We start from the raw sequence: 25407 nt of genomic DNA, 5'->3' as shown, positions 1-25407 counted from the left end.
GCCGATGGTAGTGTGGGGTTTCCCCATGTGAGAGTAGGTCATCGTCAAGATTAAATTCCGAAACCCCTATCTGCTGACGCAGGTAGGGGTTTTGTTTTTGTGCTGAAAAACCTCATACCAAAAAAAGGATGACCTGAAGAGGCCATCCTTTTTGCCATCCAGACGGTTAAGCCTCTGGAACTGGGCAGCTCAGATCCCCTTCCTTGCACTTGAGGTAGGTCTTGAATGCTTCGATCCGGGCCTTGGTCTGGTCAGTGATGCAGTTGCTGTAGATCAGCGGATAGACGCTACCGCCTTCAACCCCGGAGGCAGAAAAGTTGCATTCGGCGTCACGGAAGCCAATCCAGGCTCGTTGTGCCTTGACCAACATTTGCTTGGCCTCGGGGTTGCCCTTCAGACGTGCGGTGATTTGCTTATACAGGCTGTTCAGTTCGTTGTCGGCGGCCTTGTTCTCTTTGGCCGCGCACTGGTTCATCTCACCCTGAGTGGTGGCATTGGCGCAGTCATCGGCTTGGGCAGCGGTGATGAAAAACAACGGCGCTAGGGCCAGAAGCAAGCGTGGAGGCATGGTCGATCTCTCCTTGAGGGGGGACAAATGCCGCAGGAGTGTACCCAAACGATGGACTGATACAACTTTCCGGTTGGCCTTGTGGTCTTACAAGCCTACTGTTGAACACAGGAGGTGACCCATGCATTCATCCGACCGCATTGAAAGAAAGATCCTGCTCAAAGCCCCGCGCTCTCAAGTCTGGCGCGCCCTGGCCAATGCCGAAGCCTTTGGCCAATGGTTCGGCGTCGCCCTTGAGGGCAAGCGATTTGTGGCGGGTGAGCGTACCCAGGGGCAGATCACCTATCCAGGTTACGAACACCTTATCTGGGACGTAGCGGTGGACCGGGTGGAGCCCGAGCGGGTGTTCTCGTTTCGCTGGCATCCTTACGCCGTTGAACCAGAGGTGGATTATTCTCAAGAGTCCGAAACACGAGTGCTGTTCGAACTTGAAGACATGGACGGCGGTACCCTGCTCAAAGTGGTTGAATCGGGGTTTAACAACATTCCTGAAGCTCGCCGGCTTAAGGCCTTTCGCATGGATAGCCGGGGCTGGGATGAGCAGATGTCCAATATTGAAGCGTTCTTGGGCAAGTCTTGATTTTCTCTTCCGTTGACGCAGATGTCGCCGATACCCGGCGGTCGTCAGGGGTTACGGAAGAGTAGGTATAGCGAATGTCTTACACGCCATGGTAGCTATGTCGTCTATTGCACTTTGGATCCGCAGCGTAATCTGGACCTATCCACTGAAGCACAGGAAGTGCTCAGGATCAGGGAAGATCGACCTTGCAAGGATGCTATCGACAGGGAGTCGTAATGGTCTTGGAAAAACCCGCTTAGGCGGGTTTTTTTTCGTCTGTCATAAAGTCGCGGGGGGCTGTATAGCGAAACGCTTACACGCTGTTGCTGCTTTCTCGCCTTTTGCCAAGGCATCGACGGGCCTAATCTATGTTCATCCACTGAGTACAGGGAGTGCTTAGGGTCATGGATGATGGGACCAGGCATGGAATGCCGGACAGGGAGTCAAATTGGTCCTCAAAAAACCCGCTTCGGCGGGTTTTTTTTCGTCTGCAAAAAAGTGGTCCAACCACAACCATGCCAGACGCTTATCCAAACCGACTTGTAGGATCAGGCACTACTAGCCTGTAGCGCCTGGGCGCGCAAACGAGCGATGTCCTTGCTCGGCGAGGCGCCAAATAGACGGCTGTATTCGCGACTGAACTGCGAAGGGCTTTCATACCCCATCTTGTAGCCGATTGACGAAACGTCGCTGTTCTCCGCCAACAACAGCCGTCGGGCTTCCTGCAGGCGAAGCTGTTTCTGGTATTGCAGCGGGCTCATGGCGGTTACGGCTTTGAAGCGGTGATGCAGTGCCGAAGGGCTGAGATTGATCATTTGTGCCAGGCTGTCGATGCTCAGCGGTTCGGCGTAATGGGTATTGAGCCACTCGATGGCCCGGCTGATGCGGTGGGTCTGGGTGTCGGGAATGGCGATTTCGTGCAAGCGCTGGCCTTGGGCGCCACGCAGCAGTCGGTAGAAAATCTCCTGTTGAGCCAACGGCGCGAGGGTGGCGATATCGTCCGGGCTGTCCAACAGCCGCAGCAGGCGCAACACCGCATCGAGCAATGGTGCATCGATGCGATCCAGGAACAGACCGCGCTCGGTTCGCTGGGCTGGCACACCGATAGGGCTGGCGTTGGCGATCAGGCGGCAGATCTGCGCCGGGTCGATATCAAGACGAATGCACAGGTAAGGGCGCTCAGGGCTGGCTTCAATCACTTGGCCGGCCATCGGCAGCGTCACCGAGACCACCAGGTAATTGAGCGGGTCATACACGTAGCATTCGTCCGCCAGCCGTACTTCCTTGCGCCCCTCGATAATCACGCACAAACCAGGCTTGTGCACGGTGTGCAGGGCTTCGGTCGGCTGGTCGCTACGGATCAGGTGCAAGGCCTTGATAGCCGTAGGGTGGACACCGTATTCCGGCGCAAAGCGCTTCATCAGGCTCGCCAGTTCGGCGCGACGCTGGCTGACGCCGTCGTCTGGCGCGATGTGGATGGACGTGGATACCGACATGCCAATCAATCTCCCTGGCCAAATGAGTGACCGCGCTAGTAAAGCCGATTGCGCGACTGTCGGCCAGAGCCGGTTTTATCGCTACAGGATCGTGCAAGTGCGCAGGAGGATCCGGCTAACCCCGGTTTCAGTCGGTTCCCTAATCTGGACCTGTCAAAACGCTCCCACCGGGGGCCAGCACATCCAGACGAGGGATCCATCATGTCCGATATTCAAAAAAAAGTAGTGGTCATCACCGGCGCCAGCAGCGGGATTGGTGAAGCAGCGGCGCGGTTGCTCGCGGCTCGCGGTGCTCGTGTCGTGCTTGGCGCCCGACGCATCGATCGTTTGCAAGCACTGGTGCAAGAGCTCAAAGCCGTCGGCCAGCAGGCGGTCTGCAAAGCCGTGGACGTAACTCGTCGCGATGATGTCCAGAACCTGATCGATTTTGCTGTCGAGCGGTTCGGCCGGGTCGATGTGATCATCAATAACGCCGGGGTCATGCCGCTCTCCAAGCTCGAGGCACTGAAAGTCGAGGAGTGGGACCGCATGATCGACGTCAACATCCGTGGCGTGCTTCACGGGATTGCCGCCGGCTTGCCGCTGATGCAACGCCAGCGCAGCGGCCAGTTCATCAACATCGCGTCCATCGGTGCCTACACCGTCAGCCCGACCGCCGCCGTGTATTGCGCCACCAAATTTGCCGTGCGGGCGATTTCCGAGGGCTTGCGCCAGGAAGTCGGTGGCGATGTGCGCGTGACGGTGATTTCCCCCGGCGTGACCGAATCTGAACTGGCCGAGAGCATTTCCGATGAAGGTGGACGTGCCGAAATGCGCGAGTTCCGCAGGATTGCCATTCCTGCTGAAGCCATCGCCCGGGCAATTGCCTACGCCATCGAGCAACCAGCGGAGGTGGACGTCAGCGAGCTGATCGTGCGGCCAACCGCCAGCCCCTTCTGAACCGAATCGATCCGATAGGAGATGAACCATGAGAAAGGCCTTTGGAGACCAGGACAAATTCGTCGGCCTATGGGTGACGGCTGATGGCGTGATCCGCCATCGGCTGTTGCCGGGCGGACGCTACGATGAAGCGCGGGGATTGCGTGAGAGTGCGTACCAGGGCGACTACTGGCTGCAGGACGACCATATCGAATACCACGACGACACTGGCTTCACCGCTGATGGGGATTTTCGCGACGGTGTGCTGTACCACGCGGGGATGGTGTTGTATTGCCAGGAGGAGTGTTGAATCCACGGCTGGCTGTGTGGGAGCAAGCTTTGCTCCCACAGAACCGTTCAGCAATGTCCGGCTGAGGACTTAGCGTTACGCCAGTCCCAACCGCGCCGCAGCGCGTTGGGTGATCTGCGAACGCACCCGGAACGACTCCACCGTACGCCGCTGGGCTTCTTCCAGTACTTGCGTGGGGGCGGTGTCCGGGCTGCCGGCGTTGAACGGTGGGGCAGGGGCGTATTCGAGTTGCAGCTGGACCAGTTCGGCGGTGTCCTGGTCGAACAGTTCGGCCGCCAGGGTCAAGGCAAAATCGATCCCGGCGGTGATGCCGCCGCCAGTGAGCAGGTTGCCGTCGCGGACCACGCGGTCCTTGACCGGCGTCGCGCCCAAGGTTTGCAGCAGGCTGTGATAGGCCCAATGGGTGGTGGCTCGCTTGCCCTGCAGCAGGCCCGCCGCACCGAGCACCAGCGAACCGGTGCACACCGAGGTGATGTATTTCGCCTCGGCGGCTTGCCGCTTGATGAAGGCCAGCGTCTGCTCGTCTTCCATCAGGGCGCCGACGCCGGTGCCGCCGGGGACGCAGATCACGTCGAGCTTCGGGCAGTCCTCGAACGTGGTGGTGGGCAGCAACACCAGACCGGTGCTGGCGGTGACCGGGGCCAGGTCCTTCCAGATCAGGTGGACCTTCACGTCTGGCAACGAGGCCAGTACGTCGTAAGGGCCGGTCAGGTCCAACTGTTGGACCTGGGGGAATAACAGCAAACCGATCTGCAGCGTCATGTCACGTTCTCCTGTGGATGATTGCCCGAGGGGTGGACGGATTTACTTTAGATCCGTAGGCTCTGGCGTATACGCCAATAAACCCACGAATCACGCCAATATGCCCACACCACCGAAAACCGTTCATGTGCTGGCCTTCGCCAACGTGCAAGTGCTGGATGTCACCGGGCCTTTGCAGGTGTTTGCCTCGGCCAACGACCTGGCCCGCCAGCAAGGCCTGCCGTTGCCATACACGCCGACGGTGATTGCTGCCGGTGGCGGCGCGGTCATGTCTTCGGCGGGATTGGCGCTGCTGGCCGAGCCGCTGCCGATTGAAGACAGCGACACTTTGCTCATTGCTGGCGGCTGGGGTGTGTATGAGGCGGCGAAGGACCCGGCGCTGGTGGCCTGGGTCAAGGATCACGGCCTGCGTTCGCGGCGGGTGGCGTCGGTGTGTACCGGGGCGTTTTTGCTGGCCGCCAGCGGCTGGCTGGACGGACGGCGTGTGGTCACCCATTGGACCCGCTGCGAACAACTGGCCGAGCAACATCCGCAACTGCGGGTCGAACCCAACCCGATTTTCATCAACGACGGCCCGGTGTGGACCTCGGCGGGGGTCACGGCTGGCATCGACCTGGCCCTGGCGCTGGTCGAGGAGGACTTGGGGCGTGCCGTTGCCCTGGAAGTCGCCCGGCATCTGGTGGTGTTCCTCAAGCGCCCTGGTGGTCAATCGCAGTTCAGCGTGACGTTGTCGCTACAAAAACAGGGCAGTCGGTTCGATGACCTGCATGCCTGGATCGCCGAAAACCTCACCCGTGACCTGGGCCTTTCGAGCCTGGCCGCCGAGGTGGGCATGAGCGAACGCAGCTTTGTGCGGCACTACCGCGCCGACACCGGCCAGACCCCGGCGCGGGCGGTGGAGTTGATTCGCGTGGAAACCGCTCGGCGTCTGTTGTCTGACACCGCCGTGTCGATCAAACGAGTGGCGGTGCAATGCGGCTTCGGCAGCGAAGAAACCCTGCGCCGCAGTTTCCTGCGGGCCATGGGGGTGACGCCCCAGGCCTATCGCGAGCGGTTCGCCGTCAGCCCTCAAGCAGATCCAGCAATGCCTTGAGTGTGGCTTCGGGGGCTTCCTGGGGAATGTTGTGGCCAACACCGGTCAATACCCGGCGCTCATAGAAACCTGTGAAATGCTCGGCGTCTTCGTCGTGTTCCGGTGCGGGCCCCACGCCGTCGTCGGCGCCGCACAGGGAGATGCTCGGCACGCTGATGGCCGGTTGTGCCGCCAGCCGTTCCTCCATCCACTCCAGTGTCGGGTCGCCCGGTGCGTACATGAAACGATGACGGTAGGAGTGGATCACCACGTCGACGAAGTCCGGGTTGTCGAACGACACTGCGCTGAGAGGGTACAGTTCGGCGCCACGTTTCCAGGTCGGTGACCACAGGCGCCAGAGCAACTCACACAGTTCACGTCGGTTCCGGGTCAGGCCCTCGACACCCCGCGCCGTGTGGAAATAGTACTGGTACCACAGGCGATGTTCGGTTTCCGGATCCAGCGGCTGTTTGGAACGTGGGATATTCTGCAGGTTGTAGCCGTCGCCGGTCACCAGGCAGCGCACGCGCTCGGGCCACAGCGCCGCGACGATACACGCCGCCCGACCGCCCCAGTCGTAGCCGCACAGCGCCGCTTGGGGGATGGAGAGTGCGTGCATCAAGTCCAACAGGTCCTGGGCCAGGGCCGCTTGCTGGCCGGAGCGCAGGATGGTCGGGTTGTTGAAGCGGGTCAGGCCGTAGCCGCGCAGGTAGGGCACGATGACCCGGTAGCCACGCTGGGCCAAGGCCGGCGCGACTTCATCGAACGCCCTGGGGTCGTACGGAAAACCGTGCAGCAGGATGATGGGTTCGCCGCTGGCGGGGCCGTGTTCTTCGTAGGCGATGCGCAGCAACGGCGTGACGACGAAGTCGATCCCAGGCTCAAGGTTCATGTCGGCCTCCGGCAGTGTGCGGTTGCGTTCAGGCAGGTTCCTGGTTGACGTATTTGGCCCGATCCGGGGTGAACGTCACGATCATGTTCGTGCTGGAACAGGTCAGGGTGCGCTCCTGGGTCAGGTCGATGTCCAGATCCTCACCGCGCAGGCCCTGCCATTGGGCGAGGTACTTGAGGCAACCGAATTTTTCGTTTTTCTTCAGGCTGCGGCTGACGCCACCTTTCCAGCCCAGCACTGGCAATTCACCGGCCAGGCAGCGTTGCGCCAGTTCGGGAAACTTCACCGCGCGGTCGCGACCGATTTCCCAGCATTTGATCAGGCCCCGGTCCTGGCCTTCCCAGAGGTCTTCGCGGGTCAGGCCTGTTCGGGGTGGGGTGGTGATGGGGCGTTTGATATGGGTCATGTCAGATCCTTGAGTCGGGTTTTTATCGGGCAGCTCCGCTGCACCCGTGAGAGCATCGATCTTAGGAGGGGTTTGGGGGGCTGGCAACCTGTAACGGGCGTGGCGATAAATGGGGAGGGGATACTGCGATGCCCTTGTGTCAGGGAGAATTTGCGGCTGCTGCGCAGCCGAGCGGGAGCAAGCTCCCTCGCCACGGGGTTGTGTTCCTACAAAAAAATAGGTGAACCGGAATTTTCTGACGAGTCGCGGCGGTTGCCGGTTCGGAAAGGGCGGGGATAGGCTTTGCTCGTCGCTGCAAAATCAGCGACCGGGTTTGGTCACCCGTCCAATGTCAGGCGCACACGCGCCAACCTCAGCATGTCGGCGCTTTTTTGTGTGCTTGTCGGTATGCTTTGCGGTGGGCTGTGCGCGGGGCACTTTCGAGTGCGCCGGGTGCCTGACTTCCCGGTTGACCAACCTGCGTATAGCCCACCACCCTCGTTTGGTCACGAGGTGGGTGAGCTCCAACTTCAAGTCAGGAGTTTCACTATGGTCAAGATCACCCCCAACCCCCCAAAAGCTGAAAACCTTTCCGCCTACACCACCCTCGATTCAAAAAAACTCCGCGAAGCCGCCGACCGGGCGCTGAACATCCATTTGTCCCCCACACCAGCCAAACCCGACACCCAGGACGGCCAGGTCTTTTCAGTGGTCCCGGGCCTCAACACCGAATCGGTATTGACCACCCTCAGCGAAACCCTGGCCTCGGCCGATGCGCTGGTCAGTGACCTGGGGTTCGAGTTGGAAGGTTCCCGGCGGCATGTTGCGCTGGGGATCCAGCAGTTGATCGAGTTGGCCAGGTTGCTGGCCAATCGAGCGTTGGATGACATCGAACTGGCCGACTCAGCGCGGTAGTCAGCACACTGCCTCCTCTGTGGTGAAGGGATAAATTCCCTCGCCACAGTGTTCACTCGAAAGTGATGGCGACGTGGCTCACGGCTGCCAATGATTCTTCTCCCCGCTCAACTTTCGATCCAGAAAACTGGCAGCGCTGATCAACGCCAGGTGAGTCAAGGCCTGCGGCGTATTGCCCAGGTGGTAGCCATGGCTGTCGAACTCTTCGGCGTACAACCCCAGCGGGTTGGCATAGCGCAGCAGTTGTTCGAATTCCAGCTGGGCTTTTTCCACGCGGCCGGCGCGGGCGAGGCATTCGACGTACCAGAACGAGCAGGCGGCGAAGGAGCCTTCGGTGCCGCTGAGGCCGTCGATGGGGCTGTCGTCGTTGCGGTAGCGATAGACCATGCCGTCGCGCACCAGGCTTTTTTCAATGGCGTCCAGGGTCGATAGCCAGCGCGGATCGCGGGCGCTGACGAAGCGCACCAAGGGCATCAACAGCATCGAGCCGTCGAGGGCGGTGCTGCCCAGGCGCTGAATGAAATGCTGGTGTTCGTCGTTCCAGAAATTGGTCCAGATGTCCTGGTAGATGGCCTGGCGGGTCTCGTCCCAGCGGGCGAACGGGGCGGGCAGGGAGCGTTTTTCGGCGAGGCGGATGGCGCGGTCGACGGCGACCCAGCACATCAGTCGAGAATGCAGAAAGTGTTGTTTCTCACCGCGCATTTCCCAGATACCCACGTCCTTGTCCTGCCAGACCTCGCACACTTGGTCGACCACGTCGACGGTGTGTTTCCAGCCTTGATGGGAAATGGCTTCGCCGTATTTATTGACCAGGTACACCGCATCCATCAATTCGCCGAAAATGTCCAACTGCACCTGTTGGTAGGCGAGGTTGCCGATGCGCACCGGCTGTGCACCGCCAAAACCGCTCAAGTGCGGCAGCTCGGTTTCCGGCAGTTCCAGCCTGCCGTCCAGGCCGTACAGGATGTTGAGTTTGGTCGGTTGATCACAGCAATCGCTGACCCGCCCGCGCAGCCAACGCATGTAGGCGTTCGCCTCTTCGACGAAACCCAGGCGCATGAACGCGTAGACCGTGAACGAGGCGTCGCGGATCCAGGTATAGCGGTAGTCCCAGTTGCGCTCGCCGCTGCGGGTTTCCGGCAGGCCGAAGGTGGCGGCTGCGAGGATCGCGCCGTGCTTGCGCGAGGTCAGCAGTTTCAGCGCCAGGGCGGAGCGGTTGACGATTTCCCGCCAACGCCCCCGATAGGTGGATTGGCCGATCCAGCCGCGCCAGAACGCCAGGGTCCGCTCCAGGCATATCGTGCTGACGTCATCCTGAAGGCGCGGGTCGTCGATGCCGCCGAGCAGGAACTCGGCACTCTGGCCCTGTTCCAGGGTGAACTCGGCCACCGCCGCGTTGCCGTCCAGCCTCATGGGCTGATCGGCGCACAAGCGCAGGCTCGGTTGCCCCGGCGCCTCGAAACAGATGTGGGCACCGTCCTGGCGCGCGGTGGTGACTGCCCGGGCATAGTCGTGACGCACCGCGCAGCGCATGCGAAACGTTGTGCTGCCTACGGTCATGCGCACCCGGCGCATCAACACCGGCAGATCATCCTCGCTGTCGCCGATGGGCAGCAGGTCGGTGACCTCCACCACGGCACCGTCACTCAGCCAGCGGGTTTGCAGTACGTTGGTGTCGGGCAGGTAGATTTGCTGGCGGCGGGCGTTCGGCAGGTCTGGCGCGAGTTGGAAGATGCCTGCTTCCGGGGTGTCCAACAGCGAGCAAAAAATCGATGGGCTGTCGAATTCCGGCCAGCAGAAAAAATCGACACTGCCGCGGTCATTGACCAGCGCAGCAGTGCGCATGTCGCCGATGATGCCGTGGTTCTCGATGGGGCTTTGTGGTTCGTGATCATTAGCCATTGCCGCGAAACCCCGGGTAAAGGCTCATCCCGCCATCGATGAACAACGTGGCACCCACCACATAATCGGACAAGTCCGACGCCAGCCAGACCACCGCGTTGGCGACGTCTTCCACATCGCCGACGCGTCCATAAGGAATCAGCTCCAGCAATTTCTGCTCCTGTTCGCCCTCGGTGGCTTCGCGGTTGATGGCCGTGCTGATCGCGCCGGGAGCGATGCTGTTGATGCGGATGCGTTGGTGGCTGCTCTCTTGGGCCAGGCTCTGCATCAGTTGATCGACACCGCCCTTGGACGCGGCGTAGTTGATGTGGCCGGCCCAGGGAATGCGCTGGTGCACCGAACTCATGTGAATGATCTTGCCAGCGGCCCGGGACACGCCCTGGCGAATGCCCTGACGGGTGAAAATCCGCAAGGCGGCGCGGGCGCAGAGGAATTGGCCGGTGAGGTTGGTGCCGATCACGGTGTTCCAGTCTTCCAGGCTCATGTCGACGGCGGCGGCGTCTTTTTGCAGGCCGGAATTGGCCACCAGGATGTCCAGCGAACCAAAGGCTTCGAGGGTCTGGGCGAACAGCCGTTCGACGTCCTGCTCCTTTGCTACATCGGCACCGACGGCGATGGCGCGGCCGCCGTTGTCGTTGATTTCACGGGCCAGGTCTTCGGCCGGGCCGGCGCTGGAATGGTAGTTGAGTACCACGGCGGCCCCGGCGTCCGCCAATGCCCTGGCGCAGCCGGCACCAATGCCGGAACTGGCACCGGTAACGAGGGCGACTTGTTGGGCGAGGGATATCTGCATGGTTTAGCACCTTGAACGGAGGGCCTTACCTGCTGACTGGCGTGAGGCGTGCAGAGTTCATTTAGGTGAAACAGTCTTCACCATTACCAACCCCGCCCCGAATTCACCCAGAAATTCACCGACAACGACGTGGACACCGACTCCACCTGATGAAACCAGCCTTCCGGCAGAAACAGCAAATCCCCGGCCCCCAGCGTCACCCGTATGAAAGTCACGTCGCGAGCGTTGGGGAAGCGTTGGTAGTCCGGCGCGTCCGGGTTGAAATCACAGCCGTCCAGCCCGCCCTGGGGCGCCGTGGACCAGGTGCCCAGGGCTTCGCGATGATGGGGCGCGGCGAGGGTGAAGGTTTTCTCGCCCCAGACCTGGGCGAACAGGTTGTCGGTGTCATCGCGGTGCAGCGGCGTGAGGGTGCCCTTGGGGCCGATCCAGATGCGCGGCGGGATGAACAGCGAGCGGTCGAAGTAGGGCGGGTACTCGATCTGCTCCATCAACTGCGCCGGCAGGATGTTGTTGCCCATGTAGGCCGGTGGTTCGCCGTCGGTGCCCTTGACCGCCGGGCTGTCCAGGGAGGCAATGAAATCGGCCATGGACGTGGAGCGGAAATCCCGCTCGGTGGAGAAGGTTTTCTTCACGTAGTCGCCGTGGCGGGTGATGCCTTGCAGCTCGGCAAAGTGCACCAGGGATTCTTCGCGGCTGAGCTTGAACAACGGCCAGTCCTGCAAGGCGTCGCTGATGACCAGCGGAATACCATGGGGCAAATAACGCGCTTGAAACTCCTGCACCGACAGCCCGCTGCGAGGCCGCCGCTCTACGCCGCGTTGGACCGGCAGGCTGGCGGTGAGTGCTTCGCTAAAGCGTGGCGGGGTAGGGTAGCGCTTGTTCATGTCGACCTTTTCCGCCACGCCACCGCCATGCCGGGCATGGTCGATGATCTGCGGCAGCAACGTCGCCAGGCCCATGTTACCGCCGATCTTCAGGCGCCCGCTGGCGAACAGTTCCTCGACATTGGCCATGCCGGCCATGATCCCGAGAAAGTCTTTTTCCGCCACTTCGATGGTCACATCAGGGCTGGTGTGCCGACCGGCTTGGGTGCGGCTGCTGGCCTTGACCTCGGACCAGTACGCCTGGTGCGGGCCGAACACGAATTGGAAAACGCCTTCGATACCAACGGCGCCGGCATTGGCGAACAGCTTGCCCAGGATGGTTTGCAGGTCCACGGCGGTCACTCTTGTGGGTTTTGGTCTTAGCAAGTAACGAGGGCCCGGATCAGAAATTTAGGCCCTCGTCGCTGCGTCATCGACCGTCGCCCTAACGCGTGGCGACCATGAACACCCGGGGAAACGGCAACAGCACCGTCCCATCGTCCAGGGCCGGATAAGCCTGTTCGATCGCCTGGAGATAGCGCGCCAGATACTGCTCGCGTTGGGCCTCATCCAGCGGCTCGAGAAAGGGCCGCAAGGCGCTGCCCTTGAACCATTCCATCACGCCTGCGGCACCGCCGGTCAAGGGGTGATGGTAGGTGGTGCGCCACACATCGACACGGCTGCAGTGGGGCTTGAGGATCGAGTAATACGTGCTGGGATCCTCCACCTCTGTGCGCGATTCAGCCGCCCCGGCCAGTTGGCTGGCCCAGGGACCGCTGGCGGCGATTTCCCGCATCAAGCGGTGGGAGGGCTGGTGCAGGGTGTCGGGCATCTGGATCGCCAGGCTGCCGCCGGGGGCGAGTTTGCCGATCAGCGCGGGCAGCAAGGTGGCGTGGTCGGGCAGCCATTGCAGCACGGCGTTGGCGAAGATCACGTCGAACGGCCCGGGTTCATCCCATTGGCCAATGTCCGCAGTGTCGAACGCCACGGCGGGCAAGCGTTTGCGTGCGGCGTCGATCATGTCGCTGGAGCTGTCCAGGCCGCGCACCGTGGCACCGCTGAAATGTTCCACCAACAGCTCGGTGGAGTTGCCAGGGCCGCAACCCAGGTCGATCACCGAACGGGCCTGGGTGGGGGGGATGGCGGCGAGCAGGTCCCGGGACGGACGGGTGCGTTCCTGTTCGAAGGTGACGTATTGCTTGGCGGACCAGCCCATGGCGTTCTCCTGTGCGGCGCAGTGAGTCGAGGTGCGGCCAGTATAAGGTCGGACGAAGAAGATGGAGCGAACGTAACGGTTTTGACTAATTTTGTGGGTTACGATTTCGTTATCTTTCTTACACGACCGATCGGAGAAAACCGCAGTGACCCAACTGACCCTGCTGTGCCTGCCTTATTCCGGCGCCAGCGCGATGGTGTACAGCCGCTGGCGGCGCAAGTTGCCGCAGTGGCTGCACGTGCAGCCTGTGGAGCTGCCGGGGCGCGGGGCGCGCTTCGGGGAGCCGCTGCACACCGACATGGGCGCGTTGGCGATGCAACTGGCCCGGGAACTGCTCCCGTCGCTCCAGGCCCCTTATGCCTTGTTCGGCCACAGCCTGGGCGCGCTGCTGGCCTGCGAAATCGCCCATGCCCTGCGTGAGCTCGGCTGCCCGGAACCGGTGGCGCTGTTTGCCTCGGGCACGGCGGCGCCGACGATGCGAGCCGACTACGACCGGGGTTTCGCCGAGCCGAAAACCGACGCTGAATTGATCGAACAGCTGCGTACGCTTAACGGCACCAGCGAAGAGATATTGGCCAATGAAGAACTGATGGCCTTGACCCTGCCGATCCTGCGGGCCGATTTTCTGTTGTGCGGACGCTTCCAACCGCGAATTCGACCGCCGCTCAAGTGCCCGGTGCATGTGCTCGGCGGCACCACCGACAAGGCCACCACGGAGCAACTGATCGGCTGGCGCCGCGAAACGTCGGGCAGCTTTTCGGTAGACATGCTGGCGGGCGGGCACTTCTTTATCCATGAACACGAGGCCAAGGTGTTGCGGCTGATCAAGGATCAGTTGAGCGTGCATCAGCGGCGGCATGGGTTGGCCATCAGTGCCTGATTTGATTCCCCCGGCTTATTCAAATGCCGCTCCCACATTGGCTGGGGGGGGATTCGTCCCCTGTGGGAGCGAGCTTGCTCCCACATTTAGGGTCTGCCTCCTTCTGACCCCCCCGTTCTACTTCTCTTCCTGATACAAATTCTCAAACGCTAATTTTTCCGGTCTGCATTCGTTTTAAAGGGACGACTTGCCTTTGTGCCTTGTGCCCACTGATTCCGGATACCCCAGAAATGAATGCTGAAGACGCCTTGAAACTTGCTCGCCGGTTTATCGGGTTGCCCCTGGACAAGCGCCGGATGTTCCTGGCGGCGTTGGCCAAGGAGGGCGTGGAGTTCAGCGGTTTTCCCATTCCCCAGGGCGTCGAGGCCGAGGATCGCCAGGCCTTGTCTTACGCCCAGCAGCGCATGTGGTTCCTCTGGCAACTGGAGCCCGACAGCGGCGCCTACAACCTCCCGGGAGCGGTGCGGCTCAAGGGCGCGCTGAACCTTTCGGCGCTGGAGCAAGCTTTCGCCAGCCTGGTGGCCCGGCATGAAACCCTGCGTACGGTGTTCCAGCGCCAGGCCGACGACAGCCTCTTACAGGTGCCGACCAGCGCGCCCCTGGAGATCGTCAAAACCGACTTCAGCCACTTGCCGGCTGCCGAGCGCGAGCAGGCGGTGCGCCGGGCCGCCGAGGAACAATCGCTGCGGCCCTTCGACCTGTCCAGCGGCCCCTTGCTGCGGGTTGAACTGCTCAAGCTCGATGACCAGGAGCACGTGCTGCTGCTGACCTTGCACCACATCGTCTCCGATGGCTGGTCGATGAACGTGCTGATCGACGAGTTCATCCGTTTCTACGACGCCCATGAAGCGGGCGTTGCCCCGCAGTTGGCCGATTTGCCGATCCAGTACAGCGACTATGCCCTGTGGCAGCGGCGCTGGTTGGAGGCCGGCGAGCTGCAGCGTCAACTCGATTACTGGCAAGCGCAACTGGGTGACGAGCACCCGGTGCTGGAGCTGCCAATCGACTATCCACGGCCGGTGCTGCCGAGTTATCGCGGTCGTCGCTTGGAGCATGTAGTGGAGGCCGAGCTGGTCGAGCAACTGCGCGGCGTTGCCCGGCAGCACGGGGTGACCTTGTTCATGCTGCTGCTGGGGACTTTCAATATCCTGCTGCACCGTTACACCGGACAAGACGACCTGCGGGTCGGCGTGCCGATCGCCAACCGCAACCGCCGGGAAATCGAAGGGCTGATCGGTTTCTTCGTCAACACCCAGGTGTTGCGGGTGCAACTGGACGGCCAGGCCCGCCTCGGCGATCTGCTGCGGGACATCAAGGAAACCGCCCTTGGTGCCCAGGCCCACCAGGATCTGCCCTTCGAACGGCTGGTCGAGGCGCTGAAGCTTGAGCGCAGCCTGAGCTACAACCCGTTGTTCCAGGTGATGTACAACCACCAGCCGGAAGTGGCCGATGTCACCACGCTGAAAGTCGGCAGCGGCCTGGAGTTGGGCGTCATCGAGTGGGAGTCCCGCAGCACTCAGTTCGACTTGAGCCTGGACACCTATGAAAAGGGCGGGCACTTGCACGCGGCGTTCACCTACGCCAGTGACTTGTTCAACCCCGAAACCATCGAGCGCATGGCCCGGCACTGGACGTTGCTGTTGCGCAACATCGCCGACGACCCGCAGCAGCGTGTCGGTGAACTGGCCTTGTTGGCGCCCACCGAATATCGCCAGTTGGTGACCGATTGGGCGCGCCACGACACGACCTGGCCGAGCGAGCGTCCGGTGCATGAACTGTTCGAGGCGCAAGCTGAGCGCAGCCCGGACGCCATCGCCTTGATCTGCGATGGACAACGATTGACCTATGGCCAGCTCAACGCCCGATCCAATCGTCTGGCGCGCACGTTGGTGGCGGCGGGTGTCGGTCCTGACGTGCTGGTGGGCATCGCCGTCGACCGGAGCCTGGAGCTGGTGGTCGCCATTCTTGCCGTGCTCAAGGCCGGCGGTGCGTACGTGCCGCTGGACCCCCAGTACCCGGCTGATCGCCTGCGGTTCATGATCGAGGACAGCGCCAGCCGTTTGCTCCTGAGCCAAAGCCATTGGCTTGAGCGCCTGCCTGTGCCCGCTGGCGTACGTTGCCTGTGCCTGGATCAGGCCGAGTCCTGGGAGAACGCTGAGCCCGGCAATCTGCAACGCAAGGTGTGGGCCGAGAGCCTGGCCTACGTGATGTTCACCTCCGGCTCGACCGGGCGGCCGAAAGGCGTCGGCATCAGCCACGGCGCGCTGAGCAAGCATGCGTTCGCCTCGCAGCACTATTACGGCTTGAGCAGTGCCGATTGCGTGCTGCAATTCGCCACGTTCAACTTCGATGCCTTTGGCGAGCAGTTGTTCGGCCCGCTGACCTGCGGCGCCGCGGTGCTGCTGCGTGGCAACGAGGTGTGGGACAGCGAAACCCTGTACCGTCAGATCGTCGAGCAGAGCATCACGGTCATGGACTTGACCACCGCCTACTGGAACATGATCGCCAAGGAGTTCGCCGCTGCCGGCCCGCGCGACTACGCGGCGCTGCGCCAGGTGCACAGCGGTGGTGAAGCCATGCCACCCGAAGGCGTGCAAGCCTGGCGCCGGGCCGGGCTTGAGCAGGTCAAACTGCTCAACACCTACGGCCCGACCGAAGCCACGGTCACCGCCACTACCCTTGATTGCAGCGATTACGTCTTCAATCGCCGACCACTGCCGCTGACCCTGCCCATTGGTCAACCGCTGCCAGGCCGGCACACCTATCTGCTGGATGCGCACCTTGAGCCCACCCCGGTGGGGGTGATTGGCGAGCTGTTGATTGGCGGCGAGTTGCTGGCGCGCGGTTACTTCCAACGCCCGGGCTTGACTGCCGAACGGTTCATCCCTGATCCGTTTTCCACCACCGGCGCGCGCCTGTATCGCACCGGCGACCTGGCGCGTTTCAACACCTCGGGCCAGATCGAATACGTCGGTCGCGTTGACCATCAAGTGAAGATCCGTGGTTTGCGCATCGAGCTGGGGGAAGTCGAAGCACGCCTGCTGGAGCTGGATGCGGTCAGCGAAACCGTCGTGCTGGCGGTGCAGGGCGGCAGCAGCCTGCAGTTGGTGGGTTATGTGGTGCCCAAGGACGCGTCGCTGGTGTCGGCCTCGATCGAGGAACAGAGCGCGGCGCGGGAAATCCTGAGGGTGCAACTCAAGGACAGCCTGCCGGATTACATGGTGCCAACCCAGTTGCTGTTCCTCGCGCAGTTGCCGCTGAGCCCTAACGGCAAGCTTGACCGCAAGGCCTTGCCTTCAGTCGATGCCAGCCAGTTGCAGCAGGCCTTTATCGCGCCCCGCAGCGAACTGGAGCGCGGCATCGCGGCTATTTGGCAGGACGTGCTCAAGCTGGAGCAGGTCGGCCTGACCGACAACTTTTTCGAGCTGGGCGGCGACTCGATCATCTCGATCCAGGTGGTCAGCCGCTCGCGGCAGGCCGGGATCCATTTCACCCCCCGTGACCTGTTCCAGCATCAAACCGTGCAAGGCCTGGCGAGCGTCGCGCAGCAGGGCGGCAGTGGGCGGGTCATCGATCAGGGACCGGTCATTGGCGAGCTGCCGTTGCTGCCCATCCAGCAGGTGTTTTTCGAGGATGCCATTGCCCAGCGTCACCACTGGAACCAGGCGGTCTTGTTGCGCAGCCATCTGCCGTTGCAGGCACCAGCGTTGCTACAGGCCCTCAACGCACTGCTGGCGCATCACGATGCCTTGCGTTCGCGCTTCATCGAAACCCCGGCGGGCTGGCGTGCCGAGGTGGCGCCGATCGCGGTCGACCCTGAGCTGCTGTGGACGGCGGACAACCTGAGCGCTGCCGAGCTGGAAGAACTCTGTGCCAAGGCCCAGCGCAGCCTCGATCTGCAAAATGGCCCACTGCTGCGGGCGGTGCTGGCGAGCATGGCCGATGGCAGCCAGCGTCTGCTGTTGGCCCTGCATCACCTGGCCGTGGACGGAGTGTCGTGGCGCATCCTGCTGGAAGATCTGCAACGGACTTATCAACAGGCCAGTGCCGGCGGCGCCATCAAGTTGCCGGCCAAGACCAGTGCCTACAAGGCCTGGGGCGAACAGCTGCAGGCCTACGCCAGCAGTGAAAACGTGCAGGCTGAACTGACGTTCTGGCAGCAGCAACTGCAAGGCGCTGTGGTCGATCTGCCGTGGGATAACCCTCAAGGCAGCCGGCAAAGCCGCTACGCTAAAGTGCTGCACAGCCGTCTCGACAAAACCCTCACCCAGCAACTGCTGCAACAGGCTCCCGCGGCGTATCGCACTCAGGTCAACGACTTGCTGCTGACCGCCCTGGCGCGGGTGATCTGCCGCTGGACCGGGCAGGCCGACACCCTGATCCAACTGGAAGGCCATGGCCGCGAAGAGTTGTTCAGCGACGTCGATATGACCCGCACGGTCGGCTGGTTCACCAGTTTGTTCCCCGTGCGCCTGACCCCGGCCGATGGCGTGGGTGCCGCCATCAAGCAGATCAAGGAACAGTTGCGGGCGATCCCGAACAAGGGCATCGGTTTCGGTGTGCTGCGCTACCTCGGCGACGACACCGCGCAGGCCCGTCTCAAGGCCTTGCCGTTGCCGTGCATCACCTTCAATTACCTCGGCCAGTTCGATGGCAGTTTCGATGCCCGGGAGGGGGCGTTGTTCAGCCCGGCGGGCGAAAGCGCTGGGCTCGAGCAGAGCCTTGATGCGCCGCTGGACAACTGGCTGGGCATCGAGGGCCAGGTCTACGACGGCGAGCTCGACTTGCGTTGGACGTTCAGCCATGAGCAATTCAACGAGGCGACCATCACCCGTCTGGCCGATGACTATGCCCGCGAACTGGGAGCGTTGATTGGCCATTGCTGCTCGGCCGATGCCATGGGCGCCACGCCGTCGGACTTCCCGCTGGCACGCATCACCCAGGCGCAGCTGGATGCGATCCCGGTGCCGGCTGCCGCTATCGAAGACATTTATCCCCTGTCGCCGATGCAGCAGGGCATGCTGTTTCACACCCTCTACGAGCAGGGCACCGGCACCTACATCAACCAGTTGTGCGTGGATGTCGATGGCCTGGACCCCGAGCGTTTCCGCGCCGCGTGGCAGGCAACCATGGACGCCCATGAGATCCTGCGCAGCGGTTTCATCTGGCAGGGCGAGTTGCAAGAGCAGTTGCAGATCATCCACCGCCGTCTGGCGCTGCCCTACACCTTGCTCGATTGGCGCGGCCGTCATGACGCCGCCCAGGCGCTCGAGGATTTCATTGCCGCTGACCTGGCCAAGGGCTTCGACCTGACCCAGGCCGGGCTGCTGCGGGTCACGCTGATTCAGTTGAGCGATGAGCGTCATCACCTGATCTTCACCAACCACCATATCCTGATGGACGGCTGGAGCAGCGCGCAGATGCTCGGCGAAGTCCTGCAGCGTTATGCCGGTCAACAGCCGCCGCGCCCGGTCAGCCGCTATGCCGATTACATCCAGTGGCTGCAGCGTCAGGACGCCGCCCTCAGCGAAGCGTTCTGGCTGGAGCAACTGGCCGATTTGCAGGAGCCGACCGTGCTGGCAAACGCCGCCGCGGCGAGTGCAGAAGTGCGCAGCGAAAGCGCTCATGCGCTCAAGCATTACACGCTGGACGCGCCGCGCACGGAACGGCTCAACGCGTTCGCCCGCCAGCAGAAAGTCACCGTCAACACCCTGGTGCAAGCGGCGTGGCTGTTGCTGTTGCAGCGTTACACCGGCAGCGCCTGCGTGGCGTTCGGCACCACCGTGGCCGGGCGGCCGGCGGAGCTGGTGGGCATCGAGCAGCAGGTCGGCCTGTTCATCAACACCTTGCCGGTGATCGCCGGCTCGCGTCCGGACCAGACGGTCGCGGCCTGGCTGGCCGCCGTGCAGGCGCAGAACCTGAGCCTGCGCGAGTTCGAGCACACGCCGCTGGCGAGCATCCAGCGCTGGGCCGGGCAGGGCGGTGGCGCGCTGTTCGACAGCCTGCTGGTGTTCGAGAACTTCCCGATTTCCGCGGCGTTGCAACGCGGCACCGCCCAAGGTGTGGTGTTCGGCGAAGTCGCCAACCAGGATCAGACGCACTACCCGCTGACCCTGGGCGTGACCTTGGGCGAGACGCTGGCGCTGCACATGAGTTTCGATCAGGCGCATTTCAGCGTCGCAACCATCGAGCGCTTGAGCGCGCAACTGCTGCACCTGCTGGAGCGGTTTGCCGACTCCGCCGAGCGTCGCCTCGGCGAGATCGCCCTGGCCGATGACGAGGAGCACAGGGCGCAACAGGCTGCTAACCACCCGCAGCCATACCCGACCGACATCGCCGTACACCAGCGCATCGCCCATTTGGCGGCGCTAAAACCGCACAGCACGGCGGTGATCTTCGACGGTCAGCGCTTCAGCTATGGCGAGATCGACCGCCGGGCCAACCAACTGGCCCACGCGCTGATTGCCCGTGGCGTGGGCCCGGAAACCCGGGTCGGCGTGGCCCTGCCGCGCAGCGAAGGGGTGATTGTCGCGCTACTGGCGGTGCTCAAGGCCGGCGCTGCCTACGTGCCGTTGGACACCAGCTACCCCCGTGAACGCCTGGCCTACCTGATCGAGGATTCGGGGCTGGCGCTGTTGCTCACCGATTCCCGGGTGTCGGCGCAACTTCCCCTGGAAGCCGCTGCCCAGGTGCTGGAGCTCGATCGCCTGGACCTGAGCCTGCAACCGGCGGATGCACCGTCGATCACCGTCGATCCGCAGAACCTCGCCTACGTGATCTACACCTCCGGCTCCACCGGCAACCCCAAAGGCGTGAGCGTGGCCCATGGTCCGCTGGCGATGCACTGCCAGGCCATCGGCGAACGTTATGAAATGCAGAGCAGCGATTGCGAATTCCATTTCATGTCCTTCGCCTTCGACGGTGCCCATGAGCGCTGGCTCACCAGCCTGACCCACGGTGCTTCGCTGCTGATTCGCGATGACAGCCTGTGGACCCCGGAGCAGACCTACAACGCGATGCGCGAGCACGGCGTGACGGTGGTGGCGTTCCCGCCGGTGTACCTGCAACAACTGGCCGAACACGCCGAACGCGAGGGCAACCCGCCGAAAGTGCGCATCTACTGCTTCGGCGGTGATGCGGTGCCCAATGCCAGTTTCGAGCGGGTCAAGCGCGCCCTGGATCCGGACTTCATCATCAACGGCTACGGCCCGACCGAAACCGTGGTCACGCCGCTGATCTGGAAGGCCGGCCGTGACGTGGCGTGTGGCGCCGCGTATGCACCCATCGGCAGCCGAATTGGCGACCGCAGTGCCTACGTGTTGGACGCTGACCTGAACCTGCTGCCCCAAGGCATGGCCGGTGAACTGTACTTGGGCGGCAGTGGGCTGGCCCGGGGTTACCTGAACCGTCCGGGCCTGACCGCCGAGCGCTTTGTCGCGGATCCGTTCAGCGCTGCAGGCGGCTTGCTGTACCGCACCGGCGACCTGGTGCGCCAGCGCGCCGACGGCACGTTCGATTACCTCGATCGCATCGACAACCAAGTGAAGATCCGTGGCTTCCGCATCGAGCTGGGTGAAGTCGAAGCCAGCCTGCAAGCCCTCGAGGGCGTGCGCGAAGCGGTGGTGGTGGCTCAGGAAGGGGCTGCTGGTAGCGGCAAGCGCCTGGTTGCCTATGTGGTGGCCGATGCACCCGCGCCGAAGGATTTTGCCGAGCACCTGCGCGAACAGCTCAAGGCGACCTTGCCGGCGCATATGGTCCCGGCCTATCTGCTGCTGCTCGACCGCCTGCCGCTGACCCCCAACGGCAAGCTCGACCGCAAGAACCTGCCCAAGCCCGACGTCAGCCACTTGCAGCACACCTACGTAGCGCCGCGCAGCCAGCTGGAGCAGCAACTGGCGTCGATCTGGCAGGACGTGCTCAAGCTCAAGCAAGTTGGCCTGCGGGATAACTTCTTCGAACTGGGCGGCGATTCCATCGTCTCGATCCAGGTGGTCAGTCGCGCCCGGCTGGTGGGTATTCACTTCACGCCGAAGGATCTGTTTCAACACCAGACCATTGAGGCCCTGGCTGCCGTGGCGCAGACCGGCGCACCGCTGCAAGCGATCGACCAGCAACCGTTGACTGGCGAAACCGCGCTGCTGCCGATTCATCAGTGGTTCTTCGCCCAGCCGGTCCCTGGCCGTCATCACTGGAACCAATCGGTGATGCTCAAGCCGACCCAGGCGCTGGATGCCCAGGCGCTGGAGCGGGCCCTGGGCGCGCTGGTCGCGCACCACGACAGCTTGCGCCTGGACTTTATCGAGCAGGACGAAGGCTGGACCGCGCGTTATCGCGAGGTCGAGGCGCAGGTCGCCGGCACGCTGCTGTGGCAAGCCGACGTCGCCGATCTCGCCGAGCTGGAAGTGCTGGGCAATCAGGCCCAGCGCAGCCTGCAACTGGACGGCGGGTCGCTGATCCGTGGGCTGCTGGCGAACCTCGCCAACGGCACGCAGCGGTTGCTGCTGATCGTCCATCACCTGGTGGTGGACGGTGTGTCCTGGCGGATTCTGTTCGAAGACCTGCAAAGCGCCTATCGCCAGACCCTGGCGGGCACCGCGGTGCAACTGCCGGCCAAGACCAGCGCGGTCAAAGCCTGGGCTGCAGCGTTGCAGGACTACGCCGCCAGCGCGCCCTTGCAGGCCGAGCTGGGCTTTTGGCAGCAACAGTTGCAAGGCGCCGCGGCGGGGTTGCCGTGGGACAATCCCCAGGGCGGCCAGCAGCATAGCCAAGCCGTGACGATTCGCACGGCACTGAATAAAACCCTCACCCGGCAACTGTTGCAGCAAGCCCCGGCGGCCTATCGCACCCAGGTCAACGACCTGTTGCTGACCGCACTGGCGCGGGTGATGGTGCGCTGGACCGGCGCGGACAGTGTCTGGGTGCAGCTCGAAGGTCACGGTCGTGAAGATCTGTTCGCCCACGTCGACCTCAGCCGTACCGTCGGCTGGTTCACCAGCCTGTTCCCCGCGAAACTGACCCCGGCTGCCGATCTTGGCGCCTCGCTCAAGCAGATCAAGGAACAACTGCGCGCCATCCCCAACAAGGGCATTGGCTTTGGTGCCTTGGCGCACCTGGGCGATGAACATGCGCGTCAAACCCTGCAAGGCTTGGCGAAACCGCAACTGACTTTCAACTACCTCGGTCAGTTCGACGGCAGTTTCGATGGCGCCGATGATGCCTTGTTCGTGCCGACCACTGAGCGTGGCGGCGAAGAAGTGAACATGCAGGGGCCGCTGGGCAGTCCGCTGGCCCTCGACGGCCAAGTGTTCGGCGGCGAGCTGGACTTGAGCTGGACCTTCAGCGAGGACCTGTTCAACGCCGCGACCATCCAGCGCCTGGCCGATGACTACGTGCAAGAACTCACGGCGCTCATCGCCCATTGCTGCGACCACCACAGCGGTGGCGTGACGCCGTCGGATTTTCCCCTGGCGCGGCTGACCCAGGCGCAACTGGACACACTGGTCCCACACCCCCAGGCCATCGATGACCTCTACCCGCTGTCGCCGATGCAGCAGGGCATGCTCTTTCATACCTTGCTCGAACAGGGCGGCGACTACATCAACCAACTGCGCCTCGACGTCGAAGGCGTCGATCCGCAACGCTTCCGGACGGCCTGGCAAGCGGTGGTCGATGCCCATGACATCCTGCGCAGCGGCTTCTTCTGGCAGGGCGATCTGGCGCAGCCGGTGCAGATCGTCCAGCGCCGGGTCGAGGTGCCGTTCCGTGTGCTCGACTGGAGCGGGCATGCCGACCTTGATGGCGCCCTGCAAACCCTGGCTGATGAAGAACGTGCCCAAGGCGTGGACCTGACCCAGGCGCCGCTGATGCGCCTGGTGCTGGTGCGCACCGCCACGGATCGTCATCACCTGATCTACACCAACCATCACATCCTGATGGATGGTTGGAGCAGCGCGCAGCTGCTCGGCGAAGTCTTGCAGCACTACCGGGGTGACGCCGTGGCCCGTCCGTCCGGTCGTTATCGCGATTACATTGCCTGGCTGCAACGCCAGGACGCGGCCACCAGCGAAGCGTTCTGGACGCCTGCGTTGCAACGCCTGGAGACCCCGACGCGCCTGGCCGACGTCATGCCGAAGCCGGCGCAGGCCGATGGCGGTTATGGTGATCACAAGCAGGTGCTGGACGAAACGCTGACCCGCCGCCTGGAGGTCTTCGCCCGTGCCTCGAAAGTCACCGTCAACACCTTGGTGCAGGCGGCATGGCTGCTGCTGTTGCAGCGTTACACCGGCAAAGACACCGTGGCCTTCGGCGCAACGGTGGCCGGGCGCCCGGCGGATCTGCCGGGCATCGAGCAGCAGATCGGTCTGTTCATCAACACCTTGCCGGTGATCGCCAGCCCGCGGGCCGAGCAGTCCCTGGACAGTTGGTTGCAAGCGGTGCAAGGGCAGAACCTGGCGCTGCGGGAGTTCGAGCACACCGCGTTGCTGGACATCCAGCGCTGGGCCGGGCAGGGCGGTGAAGCGCTGTTCGACAGCCTGTTGGTGTTCGAGAACTACCCGATTGCCCAGGCCCTGGAGCGGGGCGCGCCGGACGGCCTGCGCTTCGGCCCGGTGGCCACCCAGGAGCAGACCAACTACCCGTTGACGCTGTTGGTGGGCCTGGATCGGCAGTTGTCAGTGCACATGAGCTACCAGCGGGCCAGTTTTGCGCCCGCCAGCGTGGCGCGCCTGGCGGCGCATCTGACCCAACTGTTGGGGCAGATGACCGCCGATGGCGAGCGCTGCCTGGGTGAGCTGTCGATGCTTGAGTTCGATGAGCATCAGCGCCTGACCCATGACTGGAACCCGGTTGACGCACCGTTCGAGCAAGCGCTGTGCATTCACCAGATGATTGCGCGTCAGGTTCAAGCCACGCCAGAGGCCCAGGCGGTGACCTTCGCCAACACGCGTCTGAGCTACCGCGAACTGGACGCTCACGCCAATCGCCTGGCCCATAAGCTCATCGAACTTGGGGTGGGCCCGGAAGTGCGAGTGGGCGTGGCAATGCCGCGCTCCGAGCAGTTGCTGATCGCCTTGCTGGCGGTGCTCAAGGCCGGTGGCGCCTACGTGCCGCTGGACCCGGACTACCCGGCCGAACGCGTGGCCTACATGCTCGACGACAGCCGTGCGCGAGTGCTGCTGACTGAACACGCGGTGGCGGCGACGCTGAGCGTTCCGGCCGAGACCGTTGTGTTGCTGCTCGATCAGCTCGACTTGACGCACTACCCGCTGAACGCCCCGCACACCCAGGTCACCCCAGACAACCTCGCCTACGTGATCTACACCTCCGGCTCCACCGGCAAGCCCAAGGGCGTGGCGATTGCCCATCGCAACGTGCTGGCGCTGATCGACTGGTCCAAATCGGTCTACAGCCGCGATGACATTCAGGGCGTGTTGGCCTCGACGTCGGTGTGCTTCGATCTGTCGGTGTGGGAGCTGTTCGTGACCCTGGCCAACGGCGGCTCGCTGATCATCGCCCGCAACGCGCTGGAGTTGCCGCAGCTGCCGGCCCGGGATCAGGTGCGCCTGATCAACAGCGTGCCCTCGGCCATCGCCGCGTTGCAGCTCAACGGTGATATTCCGGCCAGCGTGCGCATCATCAACCTGGCCGGTGAGCCCTTGAAACAAAGTTTGGTGGACGCCCTGTACTGTGGGAGCGAGCACGTCTACGACCTCTACGGCCCTTCGGAAGACACCACCTATTCCACTTGGACCCGCCGTACTGCTGGCGGTACGGCAAACATCGGCCGGCCCCTCAAGCACACCGCCAGCTACCTGCTGGACGCCGACCTGCAAGCGGTGCCCCAAGGCGTATCGGCGGAGTTGTACCTGAGCGGCGCG

At 63.1% G+C, this 25407-nt stretch carries 16 protein-coding genes (1 of these 16 only partly in view); 7 read left to right on the top strand and 9 right to left on the bottom strand.

The annotated features are described in order from the left end of the window. Nucleotides 1-166: 166 nt before the first annotated feature. Nucleotides 167-568: a lysozyme inhibitor LprI family protein gene (locus tag ACWNZ1_RS25920; RefSeq protein ID WP_135846369.1), complete on the bottom strand. Its 402-nt coding sequence runs from the start codon at nucleotides 566-568 to the stop codon at nucleotides 167-169. 121 nt (nucleotides 569-689) lie between these two features. Here ACWNZ1_RS25920 and ACWNZ1_RS25915 point away from each other — a divergent pair, with 121 nt between their 5' ends. Then, nucleotides 690-1148: an SRPBCC family protein gene (locus ACWNZ1_RS25915; protein ID WP_135846368.1), complete on the top strand. Its 459-nt coding sequence runs from the start codon at nucleotides 690-692 to the stop codon at nucleotides 1146-1148. Between the two features lie 527 nt (nucleotides 1149-1675). Here the strand turns inward: ACWNZ1_RS25915 and ACWNZ1_RS25910 are convergent. After that, on the bottom strand, nucleotides 1676-2623 hold the full coding sequence (locus ACWNZ1_RS25910) for an AraC family transcriptional regulator N-terminal domain-containing protein (RefSeq protein WP_456027967.1): 948 nt from the start codon (nucleotides 2621-2623) through the stop codon (nucleotides 1676-1678). A gap of 201 nt (nucleotides 2624-2824) precedes the next feature. Between ACWNZ1_RS25910 and ACWNZ1_RS25905 the strand changes: the two genes are divergently transcribed. Together ACWNZ1_RS25905 and ACWNZ1_RS25900 are read left to right on the top strand one after the other, a co-directional pair. Continuing rightward, the gene (locus ACWNZ1_RS25905; protein WP_456027966.1) at nucleotides 2825-3562 is read left to right on the top strand and encodes an SDR family oxidoreductase; all 738 of its coding nucleotides are present in this window, start codon (nucleotides 2825-2827) and stop codon (nucleotides 3560-3562) included. A gap of 28 nt (nucleotides 3563-3590) precedes the next feature. Further along, the gene (locus ACWNZ1_RS25900) at nucleotides 3591-3851 is read left to right on the top strand and encodes an Atu4866 domain-containing protein (RefSeq protein ID WP_265072267.1); all 261 of its coding nucleotides are present in this window, start codon (nucleotides 3591-3593) and stop codon (nucleotides 3849-3851) included. A gap of 75 nt (nucleotides 3852-3926) precedes the next feature. Here the strand turns inward: ACWNZ1_RS25900 and inhA are convergent, their stop codons facing one another. Next, entirely contained in the window at nucleotides 3927-4613 is a 687-nt protein-coding gene (gene inhA, locus ACWNZ1_RS25895) for an isonitrile hydratase (RefSeq protein ID WP_256453498.1), read from the bottom strand. 100 nt (nucleotides 4614-4713) lie between these two features. On the opposite strand from inhA, the gene ACWNZ1_RS25890 reads away from it, so the two are divergent. Then, nucleotides 4714-5706, top strand: a complete 993-nt coding sequence (locus tag ACWNZ1_RS25890) for a GlxA family transcriptional regulator (protein ID WP_456027965.1) — start codon at nucleotides 4714-4716, stop codon at nucleotides 5704-5706. Here the strand turns inward: ACWNZ1_RS25890 and ACWNZ1_RS25885 are convergent. After that, complete coding sequence (locus ACWNZ1_RS25885; RefSeq protein ID WP_456027964.1) at nucleotides 5675-6577, bottom strand: alpha/beta fold hydrolase; 903 nt, start codon at nucleotides 6575-6577, stop codon at nucleotides 5675-5677. The genes ACWNZ1_RS25890 and ACWNZ1_RS25885 overlap by 32 nt on opposite strands. Nucleotides 6578-6605: 28 nt before the next feature. Beyond that, entirely contained in the window at nucleotides 6606-6983 is a 378-nt protein-coding gene (locus ACWNZ1_RS25880; protein ID WP_046065895.1) for a hypothetical protein, read from the bottom strand. Between the two features lie 528 nt (nucleotides 6984-7511). Between ACWNZ1_RS25880 and ACWNZ1_RS25875 the strand changes: the two genes are divergently transcribed. Continuing rightward, nucleotides 7512-7877: a DUF6124 family protein gene (locus ACWNZ1_RS25875; RefSeq protein WP_135846361.1), complete on the top strand. Its 366-nt coding sequence runs from the start codon at nucleotides 7512-7514 to the stop codon at nucleotides 7875-7877. A 78-nt stretch (nucleotides 7878-7955) separates the two neighbouring features. Here the strand turns inward: ACWNZ1_RS25875 and ACWNZ1_RS25870 are convergent, their stop codons facing one another. The 4 genes from ACWNZ1_RS25870 to tam form a co-directional block, all read right to left on the bottom strand. Then, a complete protein-coding gene (locus ACWNZ1_RS25870; protein ID WP_256453495.1) occupies nucleotides 7956-9779 on the bottom strand; it encodes a glycoside hydrolase family 15 protein in 1824 nt (607 codons plus the stop codon). Further along, the gene (locus ACWNZ1_RS25865; protein ID WP_210639703.1) at nucleotides 9772-10572 is read right to left on the bottom strand and encodes an SDR family oxidoreductase; all 801 of its coding nucleotides are present in this window, start codon (nucleotides 10570-10572) and stop codon (nucleotides 9772-9774) included. The genes ACWNZ1_RS25870 and ACWNZ1_RS25865 overlap by 8 nt, the downstream gene beginning before the upstream one ends. An 83-nt stretch (nucleotides 10573-10655) precedes the next feature. Further along, on the bottom strand, nucleotides 10656-11789 hold the full coding sequence (locus tag ACWNZ1_RS25860) for a cupin-like domain-containing protein (protein ID WP_280944244.1): 1134 nt from the start codon (nucleotides 11787-11789) through the stop codon (nucleotides 10656-10658). Nucleotides 11790-11880: 91 nt separating this feature from the next. Continuing rightward, a complete protein-coding gene (gene tam, locus ACWNZ1_RS25855; protein ID WP_280944243.1) occupies nucleotides 11881-12651 on the bottom strand; it encodes a trans-aconitate 2-methyltransferase in 771 nt (256 codons plus the stop codon). A 145-nt stretch (nucleotides 12652-12796) separates the two neighbouring features. Between tam and ACWNZ1_RS25850 the strand changes: the two genes are divergently transcribed. Beyond that, nucleotides 12797-13531: a thioesterase II family protein gene (locus tag ACWNZ1_RS25850; protein WP_265072263.1), complete on the top strand. Its 735-nt coding sequence runs from the start codon at nucleotides 12797-12799 to the stop codon at nucleotides 13529-13531. Between the two features lie 230 nt (nucleotides 13532-13761). Next, a protein-coding gene (locus ACWNZ1_RS25845) for a non-ribosomal peptide synthase/polyketide synthase (RefSeq protein WP_456027963.1) crosses the window boundary here: on the top strand, nucleotides 13762-25407 show its 5' portion. 789 nt of this gene lie beyond the right edge of the window; 11646 of the gene's 12435 nt are visible here — the first part of the coding sequence; it begins with the start codon at nucleotides 13762-13764; its stop codon lies off the right edge, out of view.

This window comes from Pseudomonas sp. CFBP 5748 (genome assembly GCF_053850495.1).
Note: the sequence above shows the minus strand (reverse complement) of the source record. Positions and strands in the feature narration are given on the sequence as shown.